This is a genomic window from Cellulomonas marina (assembly GCF_900111925.1).
Lineage (GTDB): Bacteria > Actinomycetota > Actinomycetes > Actinomycetales > Cellulomonadaceae > Cellulomonas > Cellulomonas marina.
On sequence record NZ_FOKA01000004.1, the window covers coordinates 127,875 to 152,946 of the forward strand.

Annotated in this window: 19 protein-coding genes, 1 tRNA gene and 1 riboswitch; of the genes, 6 read left to right on the top strand and 14 right to left on the bottom strand. The window is 76.0% G+C overall.

Annotated elements, in window-relative coordinates; all coding sequences use genetic code 11:
* Position 1: 1 nt before the first annotated feature.
* Complete coding sequence (locus tag BM048_RS05915; protein ID WP_175499341.1) at positions 2-718, bottom strand: hypothetical protein; 717 nt, start codon at positions 716-718, stop codon at positions 2-4.
* 327 nt (positions 719-1,045) lie between these two features.
* Positions 1,046-3,247 (bottom strand): PKD domain-containing protein, encoded by a 2,202-nt coding sequence (locus BM048_RS18100; RefSeq protein WP_090031492.1) that lies wholly within the window; start codon positions 3,245-3,247, stop codon positions 1,046-1,048.
* Between the two features lie 15 nt (positions 3,248-3,262).
* A riboswitch (cyclic di-GMP riboswitch) is annotated at positions 3,263-3,337 on the bottom strand.
* 495 nt (positions 3,338-3,832) lie between these two features.
* On the opposite strand from BM048_RS18100, the gene BM048_RS05925 reads away from it, so the two are divergent.
* Positions 3,833-5,605, top strand: coding sequence for a hypothetical protein (locus tag BM048_RS05925; RefSeq protein WP_090031494.1), 1,773 nt, complete (start codon positions 3,833-3,835; stop codon positions 5,603-5,605).
* Between the two features lie 103 nt (positions 5,606-5,708).
* On the opposite strand, the gene BM048_RS05930 is transcribed toward BM048_RS05925, so the two are convergent.
* The 5 genes from BM048_RS05930 to BM048_RS05950 form a co-directional block, all read right to left on the bottom strand.
* Positions 5,709-6,995: a tyrosine-protein kinase domain-containing protein gene (locus BM048_RS05930; RefSeq protein ID WP_090031495.1), complete on the bottom strand. Its 1,287-nt coding sequence runs from the start codon at positions 6,993-6,995 to the stop codon at positions 5,709-5,711.
* A 45-nt stretch (positions 6,996-7,040) separates the two neighbouring features.
* On the bottom strand, positions 7,041-8,111 hold the full coding sequence (locus BM048_RS05935; RefSeq protein WP_090031497.1) for a glycosyltransferase: 1,071 nt from the start codon (positions 8,109-8,111) through the stop codon (positions 7,041-7,043).
* Positions 8,108-9,478, bottom strand: coding sequence for an O-antigen ligase family protein (locus BM048_RS05940; protein WP_090031498.1), 1,371 nt, complete (start codon positions 9,476-9,478; stop codon positions 8,108-8,110). Before BM048_RS05940 ends, BM048_RS05935 begins: the two co-directional genes overlap by 4 nt.
* Before the next feature lie 197 nt (positions 9,479-9,675).
* Complete coding sequence (locus BM048_RS05945) at positions 9,676-11,127, bottom strand: lipopolysaccharide biosynthesis protein (RefSeq protein WP_090031500.1); 1,452 nt, start codon at positions 11,125-11,127, stop codon at positions 9,676-9,678.
* A 34-nt stretch (positions 11,128-11,161) separates the two neighbouring features.
* Positions 11,162-12,307: a DUF1972 domain-containing protein gene (locus tag BM048_RS05950; RefSeq protein ID WP_373308419.1), complete on the bottom strand. Its 1,146-nt coding sequence runs from the start codon at positions 12,305-12,307 to the stop codon at positions 11,162-11,164.
* A gap of 401 nt (positions 12,308-12,708) precedes the next feature.
* On the opposite strand from BM048_RS05950, the gene BM048_RS05955 reads away from it, so the two are divergent.
* Positions 12,709-13,521, top strand: a complete 813-nt coding sequence (locus tag BM048_RS05955) for a WecB/TagA/CpsF family glycosyltransferase (protein ID WP_090031503.1) — start codon at positions 12,709-12,711, stop codon at positions 13,519-13,521.
* A 14-nt stretch (positions 13,522-13,535) separates the two neighbouring features.
* Positions 13,536-14,843 (top strand): O-antigen ligase family protein, encoded by a 1,308-nt coding sequence (locus BM048_RS05960; RefSeq protein ID WP_090031504.1) that lies wholly within the window; start codon positions 13,536-13,538, stop codon positions 14,841-14,843.
* 39 nt (positions 14,844-14,882) lie between these two features.
* On the opposite strand, the gene BM048_RS05965 is transcribed toward BM048_RS05960, so the two are convergent.
* The gene (locus tag BM048_RS05965) at positions 14,883-15,944 is read right to left on the bottom strand and encodes a glycosyltransferase (protein WP_090031506.1); all 1,062 of its coding nucleotides are present in this window, start codon (positions 15,942-15,944) and stop codon (positions 14,883-14,885) included.
* Positions 15,945-16,128: 184 nt separating this feature from the next.
* Here BM048_RS05965 and BM048_RS05970 point away from each other — a divergent pair, with 184 nt between their 5' ends.
* Positions 16,129-17,349 (top strand): lipopolysaccharide biosynthesis protein, encoded by a 1,221-nt coding sequence (locus tag BM048_RS05970; RefSeq protein ID WP_175499343.1) that lies wholly within the window; start codon positions 16,129-16,131, stop codon positions 17,347-17,349.
* Between the two features lie 182 nt (positions 17,350-17,531).
* Here BM048_RS05970 and BM048_RS05975 read toward each other — a convergent pair whose 3' ends face one another.
* The 6 genes from BM048_RS05975 to BM048_RS06000 all read right to left on the bottom strand — a co-directional run bounded on the left by BM048_RS05975 (position 17,532) and on the right by BM048_RS06000 (position 23,714).
* Positions 17,532-19,064, bottom strand: a complete 1,533-nt coding sequence (locus BM048_RS05975) for a sugar transferase (RefSeq protein WP_090031509.1) — start codon at positions 19,062-19,064, stop codon at positions 17,532-17,534.
* A gap of 151 nt (positions 19,065-19,215) precedes the next feature.
* Positions 19,216-19,839 (bottom strand): aminoacyl-tRNA hydrolase, encoded by a 624-nt coding sequence (gene pth / locus BM048_RS05980; protein WP_090031511.1) that lies wholly within the window; start codon positions 19,837-19,839, stop codon positions 19,216-19,218.
* 122 nt (positions 19,840-19,961) lie between these two features.
* A complete protein-coding gene (locus tag BM048_RS05985; protein ID WP_090031512.1) occupies positions 19,962-20,627 on the bottom strand; it encodes a 50S ribosomal protein L25/general stress protein Ctc in 666 nt (221 codons plus the stop codon).
* Between the two features lie 350 nt (positions 20,628-20,977).
* A complete protein-coding gene (locus BM048_RS05990; protein ID WP_090031514.1) occupies positions 20,978-21,961 on the bottom strand; it encodes a ribose-phosphate diphosphokinase in 984 nt (327 codons plus the stop codon).
* On the bottom strand, positions 21,958-23,517 hold the full coding sequence (gene glmU, locus BM048_RS05995) for a bifunctional UDP-N-acetylglucosamine diphosphorylase/glucosamine-1-phosphate N-acetyltransferase GlmU (protein WP_090031520.1): 1,560 nt from the start codon (positions 23,515-23,517) through the stop codon (positions 21,958-21,960). The genes BM048_RS05990 and glmU overlap by 4 nt, the downstream gene beginning before the upstream one ends.
* A gap of 125 nt (positions 23,518-23,642) precedes the next feature.
* Positions 23,643-23,714 (bottom strand) — tRNA-Gln (locus BM048_RS06000).
* 99 nt (positions 23,715-23,813) lie between these two features.
* Here BM048_RS06000 and BM048_RS06005 point away from each other — a divergent pair.
* A complete protein-coding gene (locus BM048_RS06005) occupies positions 23,814-24,413 on the top strand; it encodes a TetR/AcrR family transcriptional regulator (protein WP_090031680.1) in 600 nt (199 codons plus the stop codon).
* Positions 24,414-24,476: 63 nt separating this feature from the next.
* Positions 24,477-25,007, top strand: a complete 531-nt coding sequence (locus BM048_RS06010) for a MarR family winged helix-turn-helix transcriptional regulator (protein ID WP_275407339.1) — start codon at positions 24,477-24,479, stop codon at positions 25,005-25,007.
* Positions 25,008-25,072: the final 65 nt, after the last annotated feature.

Genomic DNA, 25,072 nt, shown 5'->3' on the forward strand with positions numbered 1-25,072 from the left:
GTCAGCCTGCTTCCGGGGTGATGACGACGAGCACGACGGGTGAGGTGGGCGTGACGGAGACGGACAGCACGTAGGAGTCCCCGGTCACCTGCGGGAGGGTGAGCACGTACGTCCCCGTGGCCGACGCGCCGGGCGCGAGCTCCCCCGCGAGGGGCGCGGAGCGGTCGTCGCCCAGGTTCTGGCTGCCCGGGACGCCGTCGGCGCCGTAGAGGTTGAGGACGACGTCGTCGAGGACGACGGCGGAAGCGGTCGCGTTCGTGACCGTCAGGGTCACGGCCAGCGCCGGCCCGGCGACCTCCCCCGGGCCGCGCGCCGTCGCCTCGACGCGGTCGGCCGAGTCGACGACGACCTGCACGCCCTCGACCGGGGCGACCGCCGTGCCCGGCGCGACGGGATCCGTGTGCTGCGCGCTGCTCTCGATCTCGCGGACGTCGTCGACGACGGCCGCCTCGGCCGGGGCGAGGTCCAACGGCGCGGCCGCACCCGGCGCGGCGCTCGCGCCGGCGCCCGGGGTCTCGGTCGGCACCGACGCCTCGGGCGCGGGGGTGGGCGTGGCCGACGCCGTGGGCGACGCCGAGGGCTCGGGCGACTCCGTCGCCGTCGCCGTCGCGCTCGTCGTGGCACCGGTGCCGCCGGTCGGCGCGGCCGCGGGCCCGCCGCCGCGACCGGCGAGCACGGCCACGAGCACGACGACGGCGACGAGCAGGAGGCCGGCCACCAGGAGGACGGCGCGTCGGCGTGTGATCGACGAGCGCACGACACGCCTCCGTTCCCTGGTCTGGTCCTTGCCCGGCCGAGGTGTGCAGCGGTACGTTCCGCGCGCACCGCTCCTCAGCGGCATTTCGGACACAGTAGTCGTGGGTTCCGCGGGTCTCCCGGGGCTGTGGACGCACTTCACCCGTCGCCGTGCGCGATATCACCCGGGAGCGGGAACGCCCGTGCCGGCGACCCCTCGGGGGCCGCCGGCACGGGCGTCGTCGTCACCCGGCCGGCCGCGCGGGCCGGCACCGCGCCGAGCGGCACGGGTGGGTGGGTCAGGGCGTCGTCAGGGCGTGAGGTCGAGGTCCGGCAGCGGCGCGACCCGCCGCGTACCCCCGCCGGAGACGTTGTCGGCGGTGTTGTTCGTCAGCACGCGCATGAGCGGGTACAGCTTGCGCCAGTCCGTGCTGAGGTTCGCGGCCTGCGCCGGGTCGACCGCCGCCTCGCCGTACAGCGCGATCGTCGAGGACCGGATGAGCACGTGGGCGCCGTAGTCCTGCAGCGCACGCGCCAGCGCCAGGCCCTCGGGCGTCAGCCCGAGCTTCGTGACGTCCACCGTCCCGGGGATCGCGAGCATCGTCCCCATGGGGATCTGGCCGCTGTAGTACAGCGACGCGTCGCCGTCCTGCGTGCGAGCCGGCCACACCGGACCCATCTTCAGCATCTCGTTGGGGATGCCGACGGCGAGCGTGTGCCGGATCGACAGGGAGCGCAGCTCCTCCTTGCGGATGAGCCCGCCGTAGAAGGAGATGCTCGAGGCCCGGGACCCGTCCTTCATCCCGTCGCCGGTCAGGTCCGTGCGCACGACGCGCGTCGTGGTCCACGTGAGCGGACCGGTCTGCGTCATCTTGTAGAACTCCCAGCCCCAGAGCCCGTCGGGGTCGATGACGCCCACGTGCTTGTCGGTGCCGTACGTGGGCGCCGTGCCGGCCGGGATCCGGACCTGGTAGACCTTGCCGTCCTTGAGGTTCGTGACGGTCGCCAGCGGGTCCGTCGCCTTCGCACGGAACACGGCGATCGACCAGCGCGTGGAGTTGATGACCGGCGTGCCCGACAGGAACATGCGGGTCCGCGTGTCCGCGGCGGACTCGAAGATCGCGCCGGAGCCGATGGAGGTGTTCCAGAAGGCGGTGCTCGCGAAGGGCTGCAGCGCCGCGACGCGCGTCCCGGCCGGCTTGGTCACCGTGACGGTGCGGGTCGCGCGGGCGGTGGCCCCGCGGTCGTCGGTCACCGTCAGGCCGACGGTGTAGGTCCCGGCGGACGCGTACGCGTGCTGGGCGGTCGCGCCGGAGCCGGTCGACCCGTCGCCGAAGGTCCACGCGTAGGAGGCGAGGGACCCGTCGGCGTCGCGCGAACCGCCGGCGTCGAGGGCGACGCCGAGGTCCTTGGCGACCGCGGTGAAGGCGGCCGTGGGGGCGACGTTGGGCGCGACCACGACGACGTCGCGGCGCACCTGCGCGGTGGCCCCGTCGTCGTCCACGACCGTGAGGGTCACCGGGTACGTGCCACCGGTGGTGTAGGTGTGCGTCCCCGTCGGGCCGGTCGAGGTGGCGCCGTCGCCGAAGGACCAGGACCAGCTCGAGATCGTCCCGTCGACGTCGGCGGACGCGCTGCCGTCGACCGCCACGGCCAGGTCGCGCACCGCCGGCGTGAAGGCGGCGGTCGGGGCCACGTTGGGCGCGACGACCGACGTGGACGTCAGCCCGGACCAGCTCGCCACGAGCTCCTTGGCCGCGGACCCGGCCACGTAGGTGCTCAGGCCCACCCGGCCGGCGGTCTGCAGCCCGGCCGTGGCGTCCTGCGCCGTCACGGTCCACGCGCCCGGCTCGGCCGAGCCCGCCGCCCACACCTTCGCGCGCAGGGTGGTCGGCGCGGTGCCGGTCACCTGCAGCCGCACCGCGAGCTTCGTCCCCGGGGCGTAGGCCACGCCGGGCACGTCGACCGTCCGCAGCGCCGTCGCCGACCGGCTGAGCTGCAGCTGCAGGGCGCCGGACCAGGTGACGACCACCCGGGCGCGGTAGTCGCCGGCGCCGGCGACGCTGCGGCCCAGCACCGAGGCGTACGCGGCGGGCCCGGACCCGGCAGGACGGTCGAGCGCCACCGTCACACGCGTGTCGGCGTCCGTCACGGCCGCGGCGCTGCCCAGGATGGACGCCGCCGTGGCGCCGGGGCGCGCGGTCTGGCGTCCCGTCCCGCCCGACACGGCGTAGGCGACGTCGCCGCCGCAGCTCACCCACGAGCCACCGGTCGTCGCGGAGCCCCAGCCACCGGTGAGGGTGCGTGCGAAGCTGTCGGCCACCAGCGTCACGGGCGCAGTGGCTGCCGGCAGCACCGACGCTGCGGGGACGGGTGCGGCGGCGTGGACGGGGGCGACGGCGCCGGCGCCGGCGACGAGCGCCAGCGCGAGCGTCGTGGTGCCGATCAGGCGGACCGGGTGCCGGGCGGGGGTGCCCCCGGGCGCGGTCGAGGACGGTCGGGTGCGGATCACCGGTGCTCCATCTCGTTCGGTAGCCAGGCTGACCACGGGGGTCCCTCGGCTTTGCGTCCCCGCCTCGCGACGGGTTTGCCGTTGTCGTGTGGTGGCTCCCCGTCTCCTTCGGCAGCGGCAGCGGCGGACTTCACCCACGGCCCGTCACTCGTCCGGGGGTTCCTCGGGTTGACGGCGGCCCGCGGCGACCCCGCTGACGCGTCCACATGGTGGACACCATCGGCCGCCACCCGCGTGTGTTGGGTCACAGGAAGGTCACGGCCGGGGGTGCGGATGCCCGAGAGCGCCCTCGGGTACTCGTGGAGCGGTGGGTCGAGGGCGCGCGACGACGACCTCGGTGCGTGAGCAGGGGTGACGCACCGGCCGAACCCCCGACCGCCGCCGCCCCGTATAGCACCACGGACCCGTTCCGGCGTGCGCGCGGGCCGACTTTCACCCGCTGACCGCCGGTGCGCCCGGTGGCACGGCGGGGTTCTCGGCGCGCCGGAGCCCCCGTACGGTCGACCCGCCCCGCCCCGGCGGCGGCACCACCATGACCCTGCCCCGTCTCCGGCGCGCACCGCTGCGCCGCTCGAGGAGTTGCTCGTGCCCTTCGGCCTACCCACGACGAACCCTTCCGTCGCCTCCGTCCCGCCCGGTCCTGCCGATCGACGGGCGTCCCGCCGGTCGGCGACCGTCCGCGCCGGCGGGCTGTCCCTCGCGGCCGTCCTGCTCGCCAGCGGCGCCACGACGGCCGCCGCGTCCTCCGCCGTCGCCGCCGACACCGAGGCGGTGGCGCAGGACGCCTTCTCCCGGGAGCTGGGCGACGGCTGGGGCCCGGCCCAGCAGGGAGGCACCTGGAGCGACGACGAGAGCGGCGCCTGGTACTACGTCACCGGTGGTGCCGGTCGTCACACGGTCGGCAGCGGCGTCACGGCCGCCTCGCTCCTGCACGACGTGTCGCGGACGGCCACCGACACCCGGACCACCGTCCGGACGAACCGTGCGGCCGGCGCCGGTCCCGCCGTCTACGCCTCGGTCCTGGGCCGGGCCGTCCCCGGCGCCGGCGACTACCGCGCCCGTCTCGTGGTGACGTGGGAGGGCGGCCTCGAGCTGCGGCTGGCGCAGGCCGGCACGACGCTCGCGAGCGTGCCGCTCGACGCGGGCTACGCGCCGGACGCGAACTACGAGGTGCGGCTCGCGGTGACCGGCACCTCACCGACGACCCTGCGCGCGAAGGCCTGGCCCGCGGGCAGCGCCGAGCCGGACGACTGGCAGGTCGAGACGACCGACGGGACCCCTGGCCTGCAGACGGCGGGCGAGGTCGGCCTCAGCACGTACGTGTCGAAGGCCGACGGGGACGTCACCGTGACCTACGACGACTTCGACGCCGACGCGGCGTCCCCGGAGAGCGAGGCCCCGGCGCCCGCGCCTGCCCCGGCCCCTGCCCCGGCGCCCGCCCCTGCCCCTGCGCCTGCCCCTGCGCCTGCCCCTGCGCTCGGAGAGCTGCGCGACCCGGCGGAGCACCCCTTCGCGTCGTCGGCGGTCTGGAACACGGCCGTCGGCTCGGGTGCGCGCTTCGAGCAGACCTGGGACACGCGCACGCGGACGTTCCTGTCCGGCACGCCGGTGGTGAACTCCACCCGTTGGTCGATCGCCGTCTTCCAGGCCCGCAGCAGCGACCCGGTCGCCACGGTCACGAACACGAAGACCGGCGACGTGCACAAGGTGCGCATCCCGTCCGGGACCACCGCCACCTACGGCACGGACAAGCACGTGGGGATCATCGAGCCCGACGGCCGTACGGCCTGGGAGTTCTACAAGATGACCAAGGTCGGCTCGACGAGCTGGACCACGACCCGGGTGGTGAAGACCGACCTGACCGGCGACGGCATGAAGGACGGCTCCCGCGCGTCCGGGGTGTCGTTCTTCGCGGGTCTCATCCGCGCGGAGGAGCTCCAGGACCGCTCCATCGACCACACGCTCGCGGTCGGCATCCCCAACTGGATGCTCAAGGAGGGCCAGGTGTGGCCGGCCCGTACCGAGGACGGGGACTCCTCGTGGGCGTACTCGGGCACGATCCCCATGGGCACGATGCTGGCCATCCCCGCGTCGGTGGACGTCGACGCGCTGGACCTGTCCCCCGAGGGCCGCGCCCTCGCCCGGGCGCTGCAGGACTACGGCGCCCACGTGCTCATCCGGTCCTCGACCGTCGCGCTGTACGCGGAGTCCGGCGTCGACCCGGCGCAGGCGGCCGCCCTGCACGCGGACTTCCGCAAGCTCTACCCGCTCATGCGCGTGCTGACCAACAACACGCCCGAGACGGTCGCGGGCGGCGGACAGCGCCGCGCCGGCACCCTGCCCGGGCTGCAGCCCTGAGCTGAGGGCCGCCAGGGGGGGCGGACGACGGAGGGGCGGGACCGTGGCGGTCCCGCCCCTCCGTCGTCCGCGACCGTCGTCCGTCGCGGCCGCGGTCAGCCCGTCATCCGCGGGCGACGGTGGGCTCGGGCGCCGCCTCGAGCACCGTCCCCAGCAGGCGCGCACCCGCCAGGTCGAGCGCGCCGACGGCGGCGGCGACCTGGTCCCGGGTCACGCGGGACCGCTCGACGACGAGGACGACGCCCTCGGCCACGGCCCCGAGCGCCGCGGCGTCGGTGACCTGCGGCAGCGGCGGCGCGTCGGCGACCACGAGGTCGTAGGACGCGGTCAGCTCCGCCAGCAGGCGGGCCATGTCGGGCGACGTCACCACGTCGGCGGGGCTCAGCGTCGTGACGCCGGCCGGCATGACGGCGACGCCGTCGACCTGGTGCAACGCGCCGGAGATGACGGCCGTCCCCGCCAGGACGTCCCCCAGGCCCGGCTGCTCGGGCAGGTTGAAGCTCTGCGCGAGCGAAGGGCGGCGCAGGTCTGCCTCGACCAGGCACACCTTGAGCCCGCCCTCGGCCGCCGCCCGCGCCAGGTTGAAGGCGACGGCCGCCGTGCCGCTCGTCCCCGACGAGGACGCGACCACCACGCTGCGCGGGCGCTGGGCCTCGTTGAGCAGACGCAGGTTCGTGCGCAGACGGCGGTAGTCCTCGCCCCAGGTCCGCCCACCGGCCATCCCGGCGCGCTCCCGGGACGAGAGCACGCCGACGACCGGGGCCGGCGTCAGGCGACGCAGGTCGGCCTCGGTCCGCACCCGCGTGTCGAGCGCGGCGCGCAGCAGCACGAACCCGAGCCCGACGATGAAGCCCAGCACGGCGCCGAACGCCGTGGTGACGGGGATGTCCGGGGAGGACGCCGTCGACGGCACCGTCGCCTGCGCCACGGTGCTGACGCTCACCGCGGACACGCCGTCCTGGGCCGGGGCGACGTCGAGGATCGCCTCGCCGAGCTGGTCCGCCAGCGCGTCGGCCAGGGCGGCAGCGGCTGCCGGGTCCTGCTGCTCGGCGTAGACGGTGATGAACGTCGTCCCGGAGTCGACGGACGCCGTGACGCTGCCCAGCAGGGCGTCGCCGCCGGGGTACCCGAGCTCCTCCGCGACGGGCTCCAGGACGACCGGCGTCCGCACCAGCGCCGCGTACGTGACGACCACACGCTCGACGAAGCTGGCCCCGCCGTTGAGGTCGGAGCTCGACGCGTTGGGTGCGACGAGCACGCGGGCGGAGGCGGAGTACGTCTTCGGCTGGTTGGCGACGAAACCGAAGGCCACCGCCCCCCCCAGGAGGGTCAGCAGCGCGACGGGCGCCCAGCTCCGCTTGAGGTGCGCCACCAGGTCACGCAGGTCCATGGATTCCCTACTCTCGGCCAGGCCGGGCGCTCTGCCCGGTCGAGGTCATGACGGTCGGTCGGCGACGCGGGTCCGGCCGCGGCGTGCGCCGCGCGGTCGTCGCTCGTGGAGGAGGTGGAACAGGGCGGCGTGCCGGGCGCCGACGGTCGCCTCGTCCCGGTCGACGAGGCGGGGCTCCCCCGGAGGCACCCCCGCCGCGAGGGCCTCACGCAGGTGCCGCGTCGTCAGGTCGCCGTCGTACAGGTGCAGCCACCCGGGCCCGACCTCGCGGACGAGCTCCTCGTTGACGGCGGACCGGGGCGCCAGCACCGGCCGCGCGAGGGACAGCGCGACGAGCACCGCGCCCGAGTTGTTCATCTCCCGGTACGGCAGCACCACCAGCGCGCTCTCGCACACCTCGCGGACGAGGACGTCGTCGCCCACGAAGTCGAGGGTGGCCCGCACCCGGGGGTCCCGCGCGGCCGCCTCGACCACGCCCCGCCGCACCTCGTCGTCCGCAGCACGTCCAACCACGTGCAGGCTCACGTCACCGTCCAGGCCGGCGAAGGCGGCGAGCAGCGCGGGCACGTTCTTGTAGGGCCGGATGATCCCGAAGGACAGGAGGCGCCCGGGCACCGACGGGGGCTGCGGGTGGCGGGCGAACGCCTGGCGGTAGTGCCCCAGGCCCACGAGCACGTCCACGGTGCCCGGCTGCGGCGGCGTGGACGCGTTGAGCCTGACCACGGCCGACAGGTGCCGGCGGTACCACCGCAGGAGGTGCTCCTCGACGCCCGGCCGCGGCTCGTGGGGCCGGACGTTGTGCGCCGTCTGGACCATCGGCACGCCGAGGAGCCGGCAGCGCAGGACGAGCACGACGAAGGCGGCCCGGTTGGCCCACGTGGACACGCGGTTCCCGCCCCGGAGGAGCTGCTCCGGCCAGTGCAGGTGCAGCACGTCGTAGCGCGTCGTCAGGCCGCGGCGCCAGGAGAACCAGCGCACGTCCACGGAAGGGCCCATGCCGGCGGTCACCTGGTCGGCGTACTGCGCGGTGCGCCCGTCCGGGGGGTCCAGCACCTCCATGACGCGGACCCGCCGCTCGGCGACGCGGTCGTGGCCCGGCTGCGGGGCCGCCGTCACGCCGCCACCTGCGCGCCGACGGTGCGCGCAGCGGCACGTGCCTCCTGCGCCGCCACGCGCAGGGCGGCTGCGAGCAGGGTGACGACGAGGAACAGGGACGGCGTCGCGTGGAACGTGTTGCTCGCGCTCGCGTGGACGGCGACGCCGACGACGAGCGCGACGACGAGCGCGACGTTGAGCCGGGAGGCGCCGCGCCGGTGCAGGACCGCGACGGCGACGAGCACGAGGACGACGCCGGTCAGGAACAGCAGCAGCCCGATGAGGCCGGTCTCCGCGAGCGCCTGGAGGTACTCGTTGTGGGGGATGTTGTCCGTGAGGATGCCTCCCGGCTGCGCCGCGCCGAGGCCCAGCCCCTCCACCGGCCGCTCCCGCCAGGCGGCGATCACGCGGTTCCACGCGTTGAAGCGCCACGCCAGCGAGCTCTCCTCCTGCACCGGCCCCTGGGTCGCCGTGTACTCGGCGATGCGCCCCTGCCCCAGCGGCGACAGCAGCGCCGCGACCACGAGCACCGCGACGCCGCCCATCGCCGCCCAGGAGAACCGCGAGGACAGCCCGTGCGCGACGACGGTGTGGACCGTCAGCAGGAGCACGAGCGCGAGCAGGCCCGTGATGCTCCCGGTGGTGACCACGGCGACCGAGAAGTATCCGACGGCGGCGAGGTCGAGCCGCCGGTGCGGGCCGCCCTCGAGGACGAGGACGGCCGAGGCGAAGGCGCACACCGCGAAGACGAACGCGGCCGGGTTGGCCTGCGAGAGGGTGCCCTGCGAGCGCACCACGTCCCCGATGGTGGTGCCCGTGCCCGTGACGGCCTGGAGCAGCGCGACCGCGGCGGGCACGACGCCGGCCACCTGGACCAGCCGCGCGGCACGCGCCCGCGTCATGCGGACCGGCGCCACGAGCACGACCGCGGCCACGGCCACGGCGCTGAAGCGGCGGACCCCCTCCTCGATCGCCACGGCGCCGTAGGCCTGCTGCCCGTTCCAGGTCGCGAGCGCCAACGGGACGGCCAGGGCGACGAGCAGGAGCAGCGCGCGGGCGTCGTGCAGGGCCACGACCAGCGCGACGAGGACGACGGCCAGGCCGAGGGCCGGGTTCACCCCGGGCAGCCCCGCGCCGTCGACGAGCGGACGGAGCACGACCACGGCGGCGAGGGCCCCGAAGGCGTAGCGGTAGCCCAGCGCCAGCACGGCCGGGACGGCGGCGACGCCGAGCAGCACGACGACCGGGACGCCCTGCGTCAGACCCCACGCAGCGACGACCACCACCGCGACGGCGGCCGCGAGGAGGACCCGGCTGTCGCGGACCACCCGGTCGGCGGGCGACGTCGTCGGGCGCCCGCGGACGCCGGACAGGCTCAGCACGCTCATGGGTCTCCGCTCGGGGGGTCGTGCCGTCGGCGTCACTCCTGGCTCGGACGGCCCGTCCAGGGTACAAGCGGGCTCGTCGTGGAGGGCCGTGACCAGGAGCATTCACCCGGTCACCGCAGCGCCGCGGCGCCGGCGGTGGCGACGCCCGTGCAGGGTGCGGTACCGGTACCGGTACCGGTACCGGGCAGGTGGCGGTGTCAGCCCCGGCGGCGCAGCAGGAGGGCGGTCCTGACCAGTCCCTGCAGGTCGCGCCGCACCGGGCGCACGACGAGGGCGACCAGGGCGACGGTCGCCGCAGCAGCGGCCACCCCGAGGAGGACCGCCACGACGGAGCCGTCCACGGACCGCTGGACGAGGTGCGCAGCGGCCGCGGCGGGCAGCGCCACACCCACCAGGGCGCGGGCGCCCGTGGCGTAGAGCCCCCGGACGGGGGTACGGGTGGCACGGCCGAAGGCGGCGATCGAGGCGACCCAGTAGCCGACGGAGCCGACGAGGTAGCCGACGGCGACGCCCACGCCGCCCCAGGGCAGGCCCGCGAGCAGCAGGAGCACCATGAGGGGCTGCGCCCACAGCTGCAGGCGCAGGAGCGCCCCCGTCGAGGAGGTGGCGAGGAAGCCCCAGTAGGCGATCTGCGAGATCGCGCGGAAGGAGCTGCCCACCGCGAGGACGGCGAAGATCGGGGCGACGGCGTCCCAGCCAGGACCGAGCAGGATCGCCACCGCCGGCACCGCCAGCGCTCCCGCAACCGCCAGGAGCGGCGCGGTGACGTAGCAGCCGACGAGCTGCGCACGCCGCATGCCCCGCTCGAGCGCGGCCCGGTCGTCGGCCACGCGGGCGAGCACGGGGACCGCGACCTTCGTCAGCGGTGCGTTGATCTGGTTGATCGGCACGACGGCGAGCTGGTAGCCGCGGGTGTAGACGCCCAGGGGCGCGGCGCCCCACACCGCGCCGAGGGCGACGGTGTCGGCGTTGCGGGTCACGTAGTCGAGCAGCTGGGCACCGAGGACGTGCCCGCCGAACCGGAAGAAGCGGCCCAGCGGCACGTCGCGGCGGTACCAGCGCGGCAGCCAGCCGGCCAGCACGACGGCGACCACCAGCGTGACGGCCGCCGCGGTCAGCTGCTGCGCGACGAGTGCCTCGACCTCCGCGCCGCGGGCGGCGAGCACGATCGCGACGGCGATCCCCACGGCGGGACCGAGGATGTCCGTCACGGCGAGGGCGCCGAACCGGAACCGGCGCGCGAGGTCGGCGCGGAACTGCGTCGTCATGCCGGACAGCACGAACGCACCGGCCAGGGGCGGCACGACCGCGCTCAACGTCGGCTCGTCGTAGACGGCGACGATCAGCGGCGTGACCGCCCACGCGGCCGCGGCGCACAGCAGACCGAGGCCCGCGTTGACCCAGAAGAGGTTGCTGCGCTCGGCGTCGGTGAGCTGCCTGCTCTGCATCGACGCGAGCGAGAGCCCGAAGTCGCGCAGCAGCTCTGCGACGCCGATCACCGCGGTCACCATGGCCACGAGGCCGAACGTCTCCGGCAGGAGCAGCCGCCCGAGCACCGTCACCGAGCCGACCTGCAGGAGCATCTTCGCGACCTGCATGAGCACCGTGACGGCGGTCCCGCGGGCCGCCACGCCCGCGAGCTGCGTCACCGGGCACCCCCGGGCCGCCGGACGGAACCGCGCGTCATCGCCGAGGGCCGCGCCGGCGCCGGCCCGACGGCCGGCGCCCGAGGCGGCGCCGGCCGGGCAGGTCCTCGGCCAGCCGCGCGTAGCGCCGTGCCACGTCGTCCCAGTCGTAGTCCTTCGACCGCACGAGCGCGTCGGCCGCCCGGGCTGCCGTCCCGGGTTCGTCGGCCTCCGTGCGCTCGAGCGCGCGGGCGACGCCGTCGGGGTCGCGGAAGTACAGCCCCGCGTCCCCGACGACGTCGCGGTTGAAGTCGACGTCCCACGCGATGACGGAGGTCCCACCGGCCATCGCCCGCAGCAGCGAGGGATTGGTCCCGCCCACCGAGTGGCCGTGGAGGTAGGAGAGGCTGCCGCCGTACAGCGCGCCGAGCAGCTCCGCGTCCCAGACGCCGCCGAGGAAGCGCACGCGATCGTCGGCCAGCCGGTGCACACGGTCGGTGTACTGCTGCCCGTACGGCGCGGACCCGACGACGACGAGCGGGAGCGCGGCGCGGGAGCGCACGTACCCCTCCACGATGACGTCGACGTGGTTCTCCGGCTCGAAGCGCGCGACGACCACGTGGAAGCGCTTGGGCTCGAGACCGAGCTCCCGCACCCGCACCACCGCGGCGTCGTCGACCTCGGGGGTGCCGTACGCGATCTGGACCGTGGGCGCGTCGAACTCCCGCCGGTAGTACGACTCGATCCCCGGCGAGTCGGAGATGAGCGCGTCCGACCACCGCACGGCCCAGGACTCCGCGAACCGGTAGAAGCGGCGGCCGAGCCCCGACCACTTGGCGCGCTTCCACTCCAGGCCGTCGACGTGCGTCGCCACCGGCAGCCCCGCGACGCGCAGCAGCGGCAGGAACGGGGAGTTGGCGGCGTTGAACAGCAGCACCACGTCGGAGCGGTGGCGCAGGAGGTGCAGGACCGACAGAGCCGTGTGCGACAGGGTCTCCAGCGCGCGGTGCCGCAGCGCCGGCAGGTGCACGAGGCGCATGCCGAGGAAGGTCTCGGGACGCTCCGCCCCGGGTTCTCCCGTACGGCAGTACACCGTCACCTCGTGCCCGAGCCCGACGAGCCGCGCGCCGACCTCCTCGACGCAGGTCTCGAAGCCCCCGTAGCGTGCCGGGACACCGCGCGTGCCGACCATCGCGATGTGCAAGGCACGCTCCTTCCCGGCTCGGCTCCACGGACCACCCGCTCGCGACCGGCTGCGGACGCACCGGTTCCGCGCATTCGGGTGTTTTGGACACACTAACCGCTGCCCCCCGGGCGGCCTCGGGCCGGTTGTGATGATCACCCGGCTGCGGCGCGGTTTCATCCGCCCGCGTCCCGCACCGGGGCCGACCGGGCGAAATCCGGACAGGACCCCCGAGGGGCCCGGACCCCCGCTGGTACGGTCGGTCCGATCGACGGCCGGCGGTGTGGACGACCACGCGGCGAGGCCGTCCCGACCCGCGGCCGGCGCACCGGCCGGGGCCCATCCACCTCGGAGGACACCATGGCGGCAGCCCCGGCGCGGCGGACGTCCGCGCGGCAGCCGCGCCCGGGACGGGACCCCCGGTGGCCGTCGTGACCGTCCCCGCACGGGCGCCGCACGTCCTGCTGACCGTGGACGACGAGGGCTGCGCCCGCATCGACGGGACCGAGCTGTTCTCCGGGGGGGTCGACGACCTCATCGCCCGGCTGGACGCGGCCGGCCCCGGCACGGCGCCGCTGCACCTCATCACGCCGAACGTCGACCAGCTCGTCATGCTCGAGCGCGACCCCCTCCTCCGGGACGCGTTCCGCCACGCCGAGCTGCTCATCCCGGACGGCTCCCCCCTCGTCCTGCTCGGTCGCGCCCTGGGTGCGCACCGCCTGCACCGCCTGACGGGCGCCGACCTGCTGCCCGAGGTGGCGGCGCGCGCCCCGGGGCGGGGCTGGCGCATCGCCATGACGGGCGGCGCGCCGGGCGTGGCCGAGGAGGCCGCGCGCCGTCTGCGCCAGCAGTACGGCGCCGACGTCGTCACGGTGCCCTTCCCCCTCATCAGCGGCGTCGACGACCCCGCCGGCCGCGAGGTCGTCGACGGGCTCGCGGCGCTGCGGGCCGACTGGGTGTTCGTCTGCCTCGGCTCGCCCAAGCAGGACGTGTGGGTGCACCGCTGGCGCTCAGAGCTGCCCCCGGGTATCTACGTCGGCGCCGGCGCGGCGGTCGACTTCGCCGCCGGCATCAAGCGCCGCGCCCCGCGGGTCATGCAGGCCGTGGGGGCCGAGTGGCTCTTCCGGCTGGCGCAGGAGCCCCGGCGGCTCGCCCGTCGCTACCTGCTGCGCGGCCCCCTGTTCCTGGGTGTCGCGGCACGGTCGACGCTGGTCCGGCTGCGGGGGCGCCGGTGAGGGAGGACGGCTCGGTGCTCACGTCCCTGCGCGCGCTCGGGGGGCGCGTGCACCCGTACCTCGAGGTCGGCTTCGTCCTGGCCGTCGTGGTCGGCTACGTGGTCCCGCTCCTCACCGACTCGCTCACGGGCGGGCAGAAGTCCTTCGTCCCGATCACCGGCACGCCGGAGCCGGACGCGCGCCTCGCGCTGCTGGCCGGCACGGCCGGGGACGGCCTGGTGCTGGTGGCCTGCCTCGTCGTGGCGCTCGTGCACCTGCGGCGCTGGCGGGACCTCGTCGGGCCGGCACTGCTGCTCCTCCTCGCGTGGGCCGTGCAGCTGGCGACGCTGGCGGCCGGCGGCGGGACCCTGCTCAAGGACATGGTGCTGTTCGCGGGGATCGTCGTGGCCGTGACGCTCCTGCGGCCCGGTCGGGCCGCCGTGCACGCGCTCGGCTGGTCGACCCTCGCACTGGCCGTGCTGAGCCTGCTCATGGGCGTGCTCACCCCGTACGCGGGCACGCAGGTGCGCCCGGAGTCCGTCGCCGACGAGAAGTTCGTCAGCGGCTTCGGCATCCTCGCCGGGCCGTACCCCTCCGGCAACAACCTGGGCCTCGTGCTGGCGGTGGGCCTGCCCGCCGTGCTCGCCCTGCCACGACCCCGCGTGCGGTGGGCCGGCGTCGTGGTCGTGGCCGTCGCGCTGTTCCTCACGTCCTCGCGCACGTCCTGGGCGGCCGCCGTGGTCGCCGTCGGCGTGTGGGCGCTGCTCGTCCTGGTCCGGCCGGGTCTGCGCACCCGTGCGGCCGCCGCGGTGCTCGCCGCGGCCGGCGTCGTGTGGGTCGTGCTCCCGCTCGTGACCCGCTCCCCGACGGCCTTCACCAACCGCGGCTGGTACTGGGTCGAGGGGCTGGCGGCCTGGCGGGAGCGGCCGTGGCTCGGCTGGGGCTCCGACTACTACCTGCGGGTGGCCCAGTCAGACGGCGCGTTGGGCGGGTTCGCGTTCCACGCCCACAACCAGGTGGTCCAGCTCCTCGTCACCGGGGGCCTCGTCGTGGCACTGCTGGTCGGATCGGCACTCGTGTGGGCGGGCGTCCGCGCCGCGCGCCTGGCACCAGCGACCCCCTGGGCGGCGGCGTTCCTCGTCGCCCTGCTCGTCACCGCGTCGTTCGAGGTGCCCCTCGGCACGGTCGACCGGCAGATGTTCTACCCGTTCGCGGCCCTCCCGCTCGCGCTCGTGCTGGCACTCGGCCGCCGCGGGGCGTCCGCGGACGACGCGCGGAAGGGCACCGGCGACGCCGCCGCGAGCCCCGCGCGAGGTCGACGCGTGGCCGGCCGGCGCGCCTGACGGGCCGCTGGACCGTGCCGCCGCAGGACGGCCGGCGCGCTACCTCCCCGTCCCGGTCGAGCGACGGGCGCCGCGCGCCGCGGTGACCGCCGCCCGGAAGACCTCGGCGTGGCGGGCGCCGACGGACGGCCAGTCGCGGCCGGTCAGGTCCGGCTCCCCGGGGAGGCCGCCGCGCACCGCGTCGAGCTCGGCGCGCACCAGCTCGGCGGTGAGCGGGCCCTCGTAGAGCCGGACCCAGTCCGCGCCGACCTCCGCCTGCAGCTCTCGCGGCGCCGGCCCGGCCGGGGCGAGCACCGGCCGACCCAACGAGAGCGCGACGAGCAGCGTGCCCGAGTTGTGCAGCTGCGCGTAGGGCAGCACGACGAGCTCCGCCTCCGTGACCTCGGCGACGAGCTCGTCGTCGGGCACGAACGTCAGCCGCGCGGACACGCGGGGGTCCGCTGCCACGGCGGCCTCGACCAGCGCGCGCCAGCGGGCGTCGGCGGGGCGGCCCACGACCCGGAGCGTGAGGTCCGGGTCGTCGAGACGGGCGAACTCCGCGAGCAGACGGTCCACCCCCTTGTACTCGCGGATGATGCCGACGTAGGCCAGGCGACCGGGCACGGCGTCGTGCCGCGGGAGGCCCGCGAAGGGCTCGCGGTAGTCCCCGTGCGGGACCAGGTGGTCCTGGGCACCGGGCCGCGGGGGCGTCGACCGGTTCAGCCGGATGCTCGCCGTCACCTGGCGCCCCAGCCAGCCCATGACCGCCCGCTCCAGCGGGCCGCCCCGCTCGTGCGGGGCCAGGTTGTGCTCCGTCTGCACGACCGCGACGCGCAGCAGCCGCGCCCGCAGCCCCAGGGCGAGGACGAGCGCGTAGTTGACGAGCGTCCGCGGGCGCTTGTAGCCGCGCACGAGCCGCTCCGGCCAGTGCAGGTGCAGCACGTCGTAGCGCGACAGCAGGCCCTTGCGCCAGGTGAAGTAGTCGACCTCGACGTCGTCGTCGAGGTGGCGCGTCACCTGGTCGACGAAGCGCGTCGTGCCGTCCGGCGGGTCGAGCTCCTCGAGCACGCGGATGCGGCGGCGGCGGTCGTCGGGGACCGGAGCGGGCGTCTGGGCGGGCATCGCGTCCTCTCGCCCGTGGCGCGGCCGGGTGCCGCGAGGGCGGTGCTACCTTACGCAGCGCCGCGTCCCGGGCAGGCCCGCGACGGTGTGGCGTCCGACCCCGCGGCGTCCGCGGTGCGGCGCCCGACGGCGGGGGCGGCCCGCGGGTCGGCCGCCGCCTCCCGACCGACCCGGAGGGAGACCGGTGAAGCGCCAGTTCCTCGTGCTGCTCGTGTCCCGCGGGCTCGCCTCGGTCCTGCAGGCCGTGCTGTTCGCCGTCTTGGCGCGCTCCGTCAGCGCGCACGACTTCGGCCTCGTCACGGCGCTGCAGGGGATCCTCGCGGTGGTGCTCGTCCTCACCGGGCTGGGCATGCCGGGCCTGGTCTCCCGGGCGCGTGCGCGCGGGGAGGACGCCACGGTCGCCGGGGCCCTCCGGCTCACGTGGACGACCGGCCTGGTCACCGTGGTGCTGACCGCCGGCGTCCTGGCCGTCGCCGCGGCGCTCGGCGCGCTGCCGCTGGCGCTCGTGCTCGTCGCGGCGACCCTGACGGTGGAGCGCACGACCGACGCCGCGCTCAACGTGCCGGTCGCGGACGGCGAGGTGACGTCCTCCGGCCTGCCCGTGGTGCTGCGGCGGGCGCTGGCGATCGCGCTCCTCCTGCCGGCGACCGCGTGGGGCGCCGACCCGCTGTGGGCGTACGGCGCCGCCGGGCTCGTCGGGGCGCTCGCGGCGCAGCTGTGGACGCAGCGGCTCGTGCGCGTGGAGGCGCCGGGGCGGACGCCGGTGCGCGCGCTCGTGGCGGAGGGGGCGCCGTACATGTGGAACACGGCCGCGGCCCAGACCCGCCAGCTCGACGTCACGGTCGTCGCCGCGGTCCTGTCCCCCGGCGCCGCCGGCGCCTACGCCGCCGCCTCGAAGCTCGTGGCGCCCGCGCTCCTCGTGCCGCAGACCATCGCGTCCCTCGTGCTGCCGCGCGCCTCCCGCGGCACGGCCCACCAGGCGCGGCGGCTCGTGCGGCCGCTGCTGCTCGCCGGTGCCGCCTCGCTCGTCGTCGTCGTGCCGCTGGCGCTGCTGGCCGAGCCCGTCGTCACGCTGGTCATGGGCGAGCGCTACGCCGGGTCGGCGGGCACGTTCCGCTGGCTGCTCGTCGGGATGCCCTTCGCCGCGCTCTCCGCCCCCCTCGCCGCGGTGCTGCAGGGGCAGGGTCGCGCGCGGGAGGCCGCGACGAACGGCCTGCTCTTCGCCGTCGTGCTGCTGGGCGGGGTGGCCGCGGGGGCCGTGCTGGCCGGCGGCGAGGGCGCTGCCATCGGGCTGTCGCTCAGCTTCGTCGTGCGCACGGTCGCGCTGCTCGCGCAGATCCGCCGCGGCCCCGCGGACGGCGCGCGGCCGGGCGTCACCGGCGACGGGACGCCTCCCGCGACCTGATCCGCCCCTCCGCCCGACACGTCGACGCGCCGGCACGCGGGCGGTGCCCGCGCTCCGGGCAGCAGCACCGGGTCCGCGTCCGTCCTGCGGGCGCCGGCGGGACGGGAACAGCACGGGGCCCGGACGGCATCACAGCCGTCCGGGCCTCGTGACGTCACCGGCTCGTGCCGCCGGCCCGTGGATCAGTACGCGCCCGAGCCCCCCAGCACAGCGCGACCCGTCTTCCACAGGATCATGAGGTCCATGGCCACGGACCAGTTGTCGACGTAGCGCAGGTCCAGGCGGACCGACGACTCCCAGTCGAGGTTGGAGCGGCCACTGACCTGCCAGAGGCCGGTCAGGCCCGGGCGGACGTGCAGCCGGCGGCCGACGGGGTCGCTGTACTCGGCGACCTCCTCCAGCAGCGGCGGCCGCGGCCCGACGAGCGACATGTCCCCGCGCACGACGTTCCACAGCTGCGGCAGCTCGTCGATGGAGAACCGGCGCAGGTGCTTGCCCACCGCGGTGACCCGGGGGTCGGCCTTCATCTTGAACAGCAGGCCGTTGCCGTCCGACGAGGCGAGCAGCGCCAGGCGGCGCTCCTCGGCGTCCTGGTACATCGTCCGCAGCTTCCACATGGTGAAGGTGGTGCCGTCGAGCCCGACGCGCTGCTGGCGGAAGAACGCCCCGCCCGGCGACGTGAGCGCCACGGCCACCGCGGAGACGAGGACCACGGGCGACGCGGCCAGCAGGATGAGGCTGCCCAGCGTGCGGTCGAGGACCGCCTTGGCCAGCAGGCGCCGGCGCGGCGCACCGACCTCGACCTCGAGCAGCGACAGGCTCGACGTGGCCCGGACGGTCAGGCGCGGCCCGGCCACCTCGACGAGGTCCGGGGCGACGACGAGCTGCGCGCCCACGCGCTCCAGCGCCCACGACAGCCGCCGCAGCGCCTCCCCGCGCAGCGCACCGCCGGTGACGACGACGACGTCGGCCGCGTGGTCCACCACGACCTGGACGACGTCCCCGTAGCCGCCGACCACGGGGTACCCCGCGACCTGCAGGGCCGCCTCCGGGTCCGGCACGCACACGCCGACGGCGCCGTAGCCGTGGTGGGCGTTGAGCTCGAGCTCGGCCAGCACGCGGCCGGCCGTCGTCTCGTCGCCCACGACGACCGTGCGGAGCAGGTCCGTGCCGGCGCGGCGCCCGCGGTGCAGGCCGCGGCGCCGGCGGTAGCGGTCGACCGCCGACAGGCCGGCGAGCAGCGGCACGCCGACGAGGACCAGCAGCCGCGGCACGTCCACCTGGGCGACGTAGGCCACGGCCATGAGCGCGACCAGGACGGCCAGGGCCGCGCGCAGCACGGCCTGGAACTCCGCCGGCCCCGCACCCAGCTCCTTGCGGGAATACCCGCGGACCGCCGCCACGACGGCCGGCCAGACGAGGCCGCCCGCCGCCGCCGAGACCGCCACCGGCATGCCCCAGCCCAGCGACGGCTCGAGGGCCGCCGCGGTGACCACGGCGGCGAGCACGGCGTCGGCCACGACGGTCGCCCGCACGTAGCCGGCGCTCGTCCGGCGCCACGAGTCGGGACCGGCACCGGTCGCGTTGTCGTAGGTGCTGCGCGGCACGTACGGCTGGGGCGAGGCCCAGGACCGCCGCGGCTCACGGACGCGCTGGCGCCGATCGGGTCCTGCTCCCGCCGCGTACGCGGCGTCCCCGTCAACGGCCAGTGTCATCGTGATCCCCCCACGGGCTCGGCTCTTCGGACCCGCTGAGGCTATAGTCCGGCTCCGCCGGGCTGGGGGGGTTGTGCCCGATTTCACCCTGGTTGGCCCCCTGTTCACCCGATGGTGGGCGACGCCCTCGTGAGCGGCCCGCGAGGGGCCCTCACGGCTTGGTGTGGAACCGCCCCTGCGCCCGCTCGAGCCCCTCGAGGACGACGGCCTCGACGGCGTCCGCCGCCCGGTCGACCAGCCAGCCGAGGTCCCCGCGCTCCGCGGTGGCGAAGTCCCGCAGGACGTAGTCGGCGGGGTCCATCCGGCCCGGCGGGCGCCCGATGCCCACCCGCACGCGCACGTAGTCCTTGGTGCCGAGGGCGCGGGAGGTGTCGCGCAGGCCGTTGTGCCCGCCCTCGCCGCCGCCCTTCTTCAGCCGCACGTCCGCGAACGGGATGTCGAGCTCGTCGTGCACCATGACCACCCGCTCCGGCGGGATGTCGTGGTACCGCGCCAGCGCGACGACCGGGCCGCCCGAGACGTTCATGTACGTCGTCGGCTTGGCCAGCACGGCCCGCGGCCCGGGCGCCCCGCCGGGCAGCACCCCGAGGCGCACGTCGGCCACGACGGCCTGCGGGCGCCGGCCGCCCGCACCACCGGGGGACGTGAACGCCGTGCCCGCGCGGCGCGCCAGCTCGTCGAGCACCATCTGGCCGACGTTGTGCCGGTTGCCCGCGTACGGCGCCCCCGGGTTGCCGAGGCCGACGACGAGCCAGGGTCCGGTCGGTGCGCTCACGCTCGGTCCTCTCGTGGGTGGGTCGGCGCCCGGGACGGGTGCCGACGCGCCGACGCCCGGCACCTGGGGTCAGGTGCCGGGCGTCGCGGGTGGTGCCGGGTTCGTGCGAGATCCGTGCGAGGTCAGGACTCGTCGTCGGCGGCGGCGGGGGCCGTGTCCTCGGCGGTCGCCCCGGCCTCGGCCTGCGAGGCGGCGGACTGCTCCGCGGCCAGCTCGGCGGCGGCCTCCTCGGCGGCGACGTCCTCCGCGGACGCGCGCGGCACGGACACCGTCGCGACGATCGTCTCGGCGTCGCTGACCAGCGTCGCGCCCTCGGGCAGCGTCACGTCGGAGGCGTGCACGATGGCGCCGTCCTCGAGGCCGTCGATGCTCACGACCACCGCGTCGGGCACGTGCGTGGCCTCGACCTCGACCTCGAGCGCCTGCGTGTCGACGACGTGGATCGTGCCGGCGGCGGACTCGCCCTCGACCGTGACCGGGACGGTGACCGTGACCTTCTCGCCGCGGCGGACGATGAGCAGGTCGAGGTGCTCGATGACGTTCTTGACGACGTCGCGCTGCACGTCCTTCGCGAGCGCGAGGGTGCGGTTGCCGTCGAGCTCGATCTCGAACAGGGCGTTCGCGTGCTTGACCGCGAGCATCGTCTCGTGGCCCGGCAGCGCGACGTGCACGGGCTGCGTGCCGTGCCCGTACAGGACGGCGGGGATCTGGTGGGCGCGGCGCAGGCGGCGCGCGGCGCCCTTGCCGAACTCGGTGCGGGCGGTGGCGACGAGCTTGACCTCGGACACGGGTGCTCCTGACGACGTGGGGCCCGCGGTGCGGGCCGGGTGGCACGGGGGACGTCCCCGCCGGGCCGCGCACCCGCCGGGGCGGGCCCGGGGACGGCGGAACGGCGGCAGGACGGATCGGTTCGGTGGCGGCCTCGACGCGGGACGCCCGACGGGCACGCGGAGGCGCGTGGCCCTGTCGATCACGGACCGGCGGGCCGCGGTCCTCCCGCCCCGGGAGGCGGTGCACCGTGGCCGTCCGACGTCCCTCGCCGAGGCAGCCCCGACACCTTACCGTCCGCGCGCCCGTGCCCCAAGCCGGTCACGTCGGCCGGAACGGGACGCACCCGGACGGACCGGGCGTCCGCCGATCAGGTCTGGCCGTCGAAGAGCGAGGTGACGGACCCGTCGTCGAACACCTCGCGGATCGCGCGCGCGATGAGCGGCGCGATCGACAGGACGGTGAGGCTGCCGAACCGGCGCTCCTCCGGGATGGGCAGCGTGTCGGTGATGACGACCTCCCGCGCGCCGCACTGGGAGAGCCGGTCGACGGCCGGGTCGGACAGGATCCCGTGCGTGGCCACGACGATGACGTCCTTGGCGCCCGCGTCGAGCACGACGCGGACGGCGCCGGAGATCGTCCCGGCGGTGTCGATCATGTCGTCGACGAGCACGCACGAGCGCCCCTCGACGTCGCCGACCACACGGTTGGACACCGTGCGGTTGGGCGAGCGGATGTCACGGCTCTTGTGCACGAACGCCAGCGGGCCGCCGCCGAGCTTCGCGGCCCACTGCTCGGCCACGCGGATGCGGCCGGCGTCGGGCGAGACGACGGTGACCTGCGAGGTGTCGACGCGGGTGCGCACGTAGTCGACGAGGATCGGCATGGCCCACAGGTGGTCCACGGGCCCGTCGAAGAACCCCTGGATCTGCGCGGTGTGCATGTCCACGCTCATGAGCCGGTCCGCGCCGGCCGCCAGGAACAGGTCGCACATGAGCCGGGCGGAGATGGGCTCACGACCGCGGTGCTTCTTGTCCTGGCGCGCGTAGCCGAAGAACGGCGCCACGACGGTGATCGTCTTCGCGGACGCCCGCTTGAGGGCGTCGACCATGAGCAGCTGCTCCATGATCCACTGGTTGATCGGCGCCGCGTGCGACTGCAGGACGAAGGCGTCCGCGCCGCGGACGGACTCGCCGAACCGGGCGTAGATCTCCCCGTTGGCGAAGTCGTACGCCGTCGTCGGGACGAGGTCGATGCCCAGGCCCTTGGCGACCTCGACGGCCAGCTCGGTGTGCGCGCGGCCGGAGACGAGGACGAGCCGCTTCTCCCCCGCGTTGAGGATGGTCGCGCTCATCGGTCCTGGTCCTCCGGTCGGTCGGCCCGTGCCCGCTCGAGGCGCGCCTGGGGGGACAGCGTGTCGTCGGCGCCGGCACCCGTGAGGGCCCGGGCCGCCGCCTGGGCGGCCGGGGTGCCCGGGCGCGACCGCTGCACCCAGCCCTCGATGGTCCGCTGCGCGCCGGCGCTGACGGCGAGCGCGCCCGGCGGCACGTCCTGCCGTACGACGGTGCCGGCGCCGGTGTACGCGCCGTCGCCCACGGTGACGGGGGCGACGAACATGTTGTCGGAGCCCGTGCGGGCGTGCGCGCCGATCGTCGTGCGGTGCTTGTGCACGCCGTCGTAGTTGACGAAGACGCTGGAGGCGCCGATGTTCGTGCCCTCCCCGATCGTCGCGTCGCCGACGTACGTCAGGTGCGGCACCTTCGCGCCGGCGCCGATCTGCGCGTTCTTCGTCTCGACGAACGTGCCGATCTTCCCGCCCGTCCCGAGCTCGGTGCCGGGCCGCAGGTACGCGAAGGGCCCGACGACCGCGTCGGCGCCGACCACCGCGAGCTCCCCGTGCGTGCGGACCACCGTCGCGCGCTCCCCGACCTCGACGTCGGTGAGCGTCGTGTCCGGGCCGACGGTCGCGCCCGCGCCGACGCTCGTCGTGCCGCGCAGCTGCGTCCCCGGCAGGAGCGTGACGTCCGGCGCGAGCTCGACGTCCACGTCGACCCACGTCGTCGCGGGGTCCGCCACCGTCACCCCCGCCCGCATCCAGTCCTCGAGCAGCCGCCGGTTGAGCTCGGCCGCGAGCGCCGCGAGCTGCACGCGGTCGTTCACGCCCTCGACCGTGGCCGGGTCGTCCGTCCGCAGCGCCCGCACGCGGCCCCCGTCGCCGTGGGCGAGGGCGACGACGTCCGTGAGGTACAGCTCCCCCTGGGCGTTGTCCCGGCCGAGCCGGCCCAGCGCCCCACGCAGCACGGCCGCGTCGAAGACGTACACCGACGTGTTGATCTCGCGGACCGCGCGCTGCTCGTCGGTGGCGTCGCGCTCCTCGACGACGCCGACGACGTCGCCCGTCGCCGGCTCGCGCAGCACCCGCCCGTAGCCCGTCGGGTCGGCCACCTCGGTCGTCAGCACCGTCACGGCGTTGCCGTCCGCGTGGTGCGCCGCCAGGAGCTCGCCCAGCGTCCCGGCGTCGAGCAGCGGCACGTCCCCCGCCATGACGACGACCGCGCCCTCGACGACCGCCGCGCCCGCGTGCTCGCCCGCCGCCGCGGACCGGGCCTGCGCCGCCGCGTCGAGGACGCGCACGGCGGCCTGCACCGCCCGGCCCGTGCCGGGCACGTCGTCCTGCACGGCGACGAGGACGTCCGGGTCGTGCTCGCGCGCGTGCGCCTCGACCCGCTCCCGCTCGTGCCGGACGACGACGGTCACGCGCTCGGGGTCCAGCGCCCGGGCGGCGGCCAGCGCGTGACCGAGCATGCTCCGGCCGGCCAGCGCGTGCAGCACCTTGGGCGTCGCCGAGCGCATCCGGGTGCCCTCCCCTGCGGCGAGGACGACGACGGCGGCGGGCCGGGGGAAGGTCACCGGGGGGTGCTCCTCGTGGGTCGGCCCGGGCGGGGGCTGAGCGGCGGTGGGACGCCCGCACTCTACCGCCGCGGGCCGGGCGCCCGGCGCGGGGTCCGGCCCGTCCGGCCGGCGGGCCGGCCGGGCTCCGCCCCCAGGATTCGAACCCGGACCGCAAGGCTCCAAAGGCCTGCGTGCTGCCGTTACACCAGGGCGGACCGGCCGCCCCAGTGTGCCAGCCGGTCGTCACCGCCCGGTCACGGGCCGGGCATGATGGGTCCGTGACCGCCGAGGCCCGCCGCACGCCGCGCTCCCGCATGACGGCGGCCCAGCGGCGCGCGCAGCTCCTCGACGTGTCGCGCCGGCTGTTCGCCGAGAAGGGCTTCGACGGCACGAGCGTGGAGGAGATCGCGGCCCGCGCCGAGGTCTCCAAGCCCGTCGTGTACGAGCACTTCGGGGGCAAGGAGGGCGTCTACGCGGTCGTCGTCGACCGCGAGATCAGCGCCCTGACCGCGGCCCTCACCGGCGCCCTCGAGGCCGGCGGGCGGCCCCAGGTCCTCGTCGAGCGCACGACCCTGGCGCTGCTGGCCTACATCGAGCAGTCGGAGGACGGCTTCCGCATCCTCGTCCGCGACAGCCCCGTCGCGCAGGCCACCGGGACGTTCTCCAGCCTCATCGGCGACGTCGCGACGCAGGTGGAGCACCTGCTCGCGGCCCAGTTCCGCCGTCAGGGGCTCGACCCGCGCACGGCCCCCATGTACTCCCAGATGCTCGTCGGGATGGTGGCCCTCACCGGGCAGTGGTGGCTCGACGCGCGCCGGCCCGGCAAGGCGGAGGTCGCGGCGCACCTGGTCAACCTCGCGTGGAACGGGCTGTCGGGCCTCGAGCGGCGCCCGACCCTCAACGACCCGGCCTGACCCTCACGGGTCCGGGGAGCCGCGCCGTGCCGGGCGCACGGACCGCCCCGGTACCCTTCGCGCGTGGCGAGCGGGGACGGCGGCGGCGGCGTGCGGGCCTCCGTGCGCGACGAGGTCGACCGCATCGTCGCCGCGTGGGGGCGCGAGCGCCCGGACCTCGACGTCCGGCCGCTGGAGGTGCTCTCGCGCGTGTCACGGCTGGCCCGGCACCTCGACCTGGCCCGACGGTCGGCCTTCGCGCGGCACGGGCTGGAGGCCTGGGCGTTCGACGTGCTCAGCGCCCTGCGCCGCGCCGGCCGGCCCTACCGGCTCTCCCCCGGCGCCCTGCTGACGCAGACGCTCGTCACCAGCGGCACGATGACGAACCGCATCGACCGCCTCGCCGAGCAGGGCCTCGTGCGGCGCCTGCCCTCGCCCGACGACCGGCGCGGCGTCCTCGTGGAGCTGACCCCGGCGGGCCGCCTGCGCGTCGACGGCGCGATGGCCGACCTGCTCGACGTGGAGGAGAGCCTCCTCGCCGGCCTGGGCGACGAGGAGCGCGCCCGCCTGGCGGACCTGCTGCGCACGCTCGTCGCGCCGTTCGACGCACCCTGACGGCGCACCCCGACGGCGCACCCCGACGAAGCGCCCGACGACGAACCCGGCCCGCGTCCGCGCGC

Excerpts from the sequence above, each read along its gene's own strand:
- BM048_RS05930 (WP_090031495.1), bottom strand. The coding sequence starts at position 6,995 with ATGGACCTGCGTGACCTGGTGGCGCACCTCAAGCGGAGCTGGGCGCCC.
- BM048_RS05940 (WP_090031498.1), bottom strand. The coding sequence starts at position 9,478 with ATGAGCGTGCTGAGCCTGTCCGGCGTCCGCGGGCGCCCGACGACGTCG.
- BM048_RS05965 (WP_090031506.1), bottom strand. The coding sequence starts at position 15,944 with ATGCCCGCCCAGACGCCCGCTCCGGTCCCCGACGACCGCCGCCGCCGC.
- BM048_RS05975 (WP_090031509.1), bottom strand. The coding sequence starts at position 19,064 with ATGACACTGGCCGTTGACGGGGACGCCGCGTACGCGGCGGGAGCAGGA.
- BM048_RS05990 (WP_090031514.1), bottom strand. The coding sequence starts at position 21,961 with ATGAGCGCGACCATCCTCAACGCGGGGGAGAAGCGGCTCGTCCTCGTC.
- BM048_RS06005 (WP_090031680.1), top strand. The coding sequence starts at position 23,814 with ATGACGGCGGCCCAGCGGCGCGCGCAGCTCCTCGACGTGTCGCGCCGG.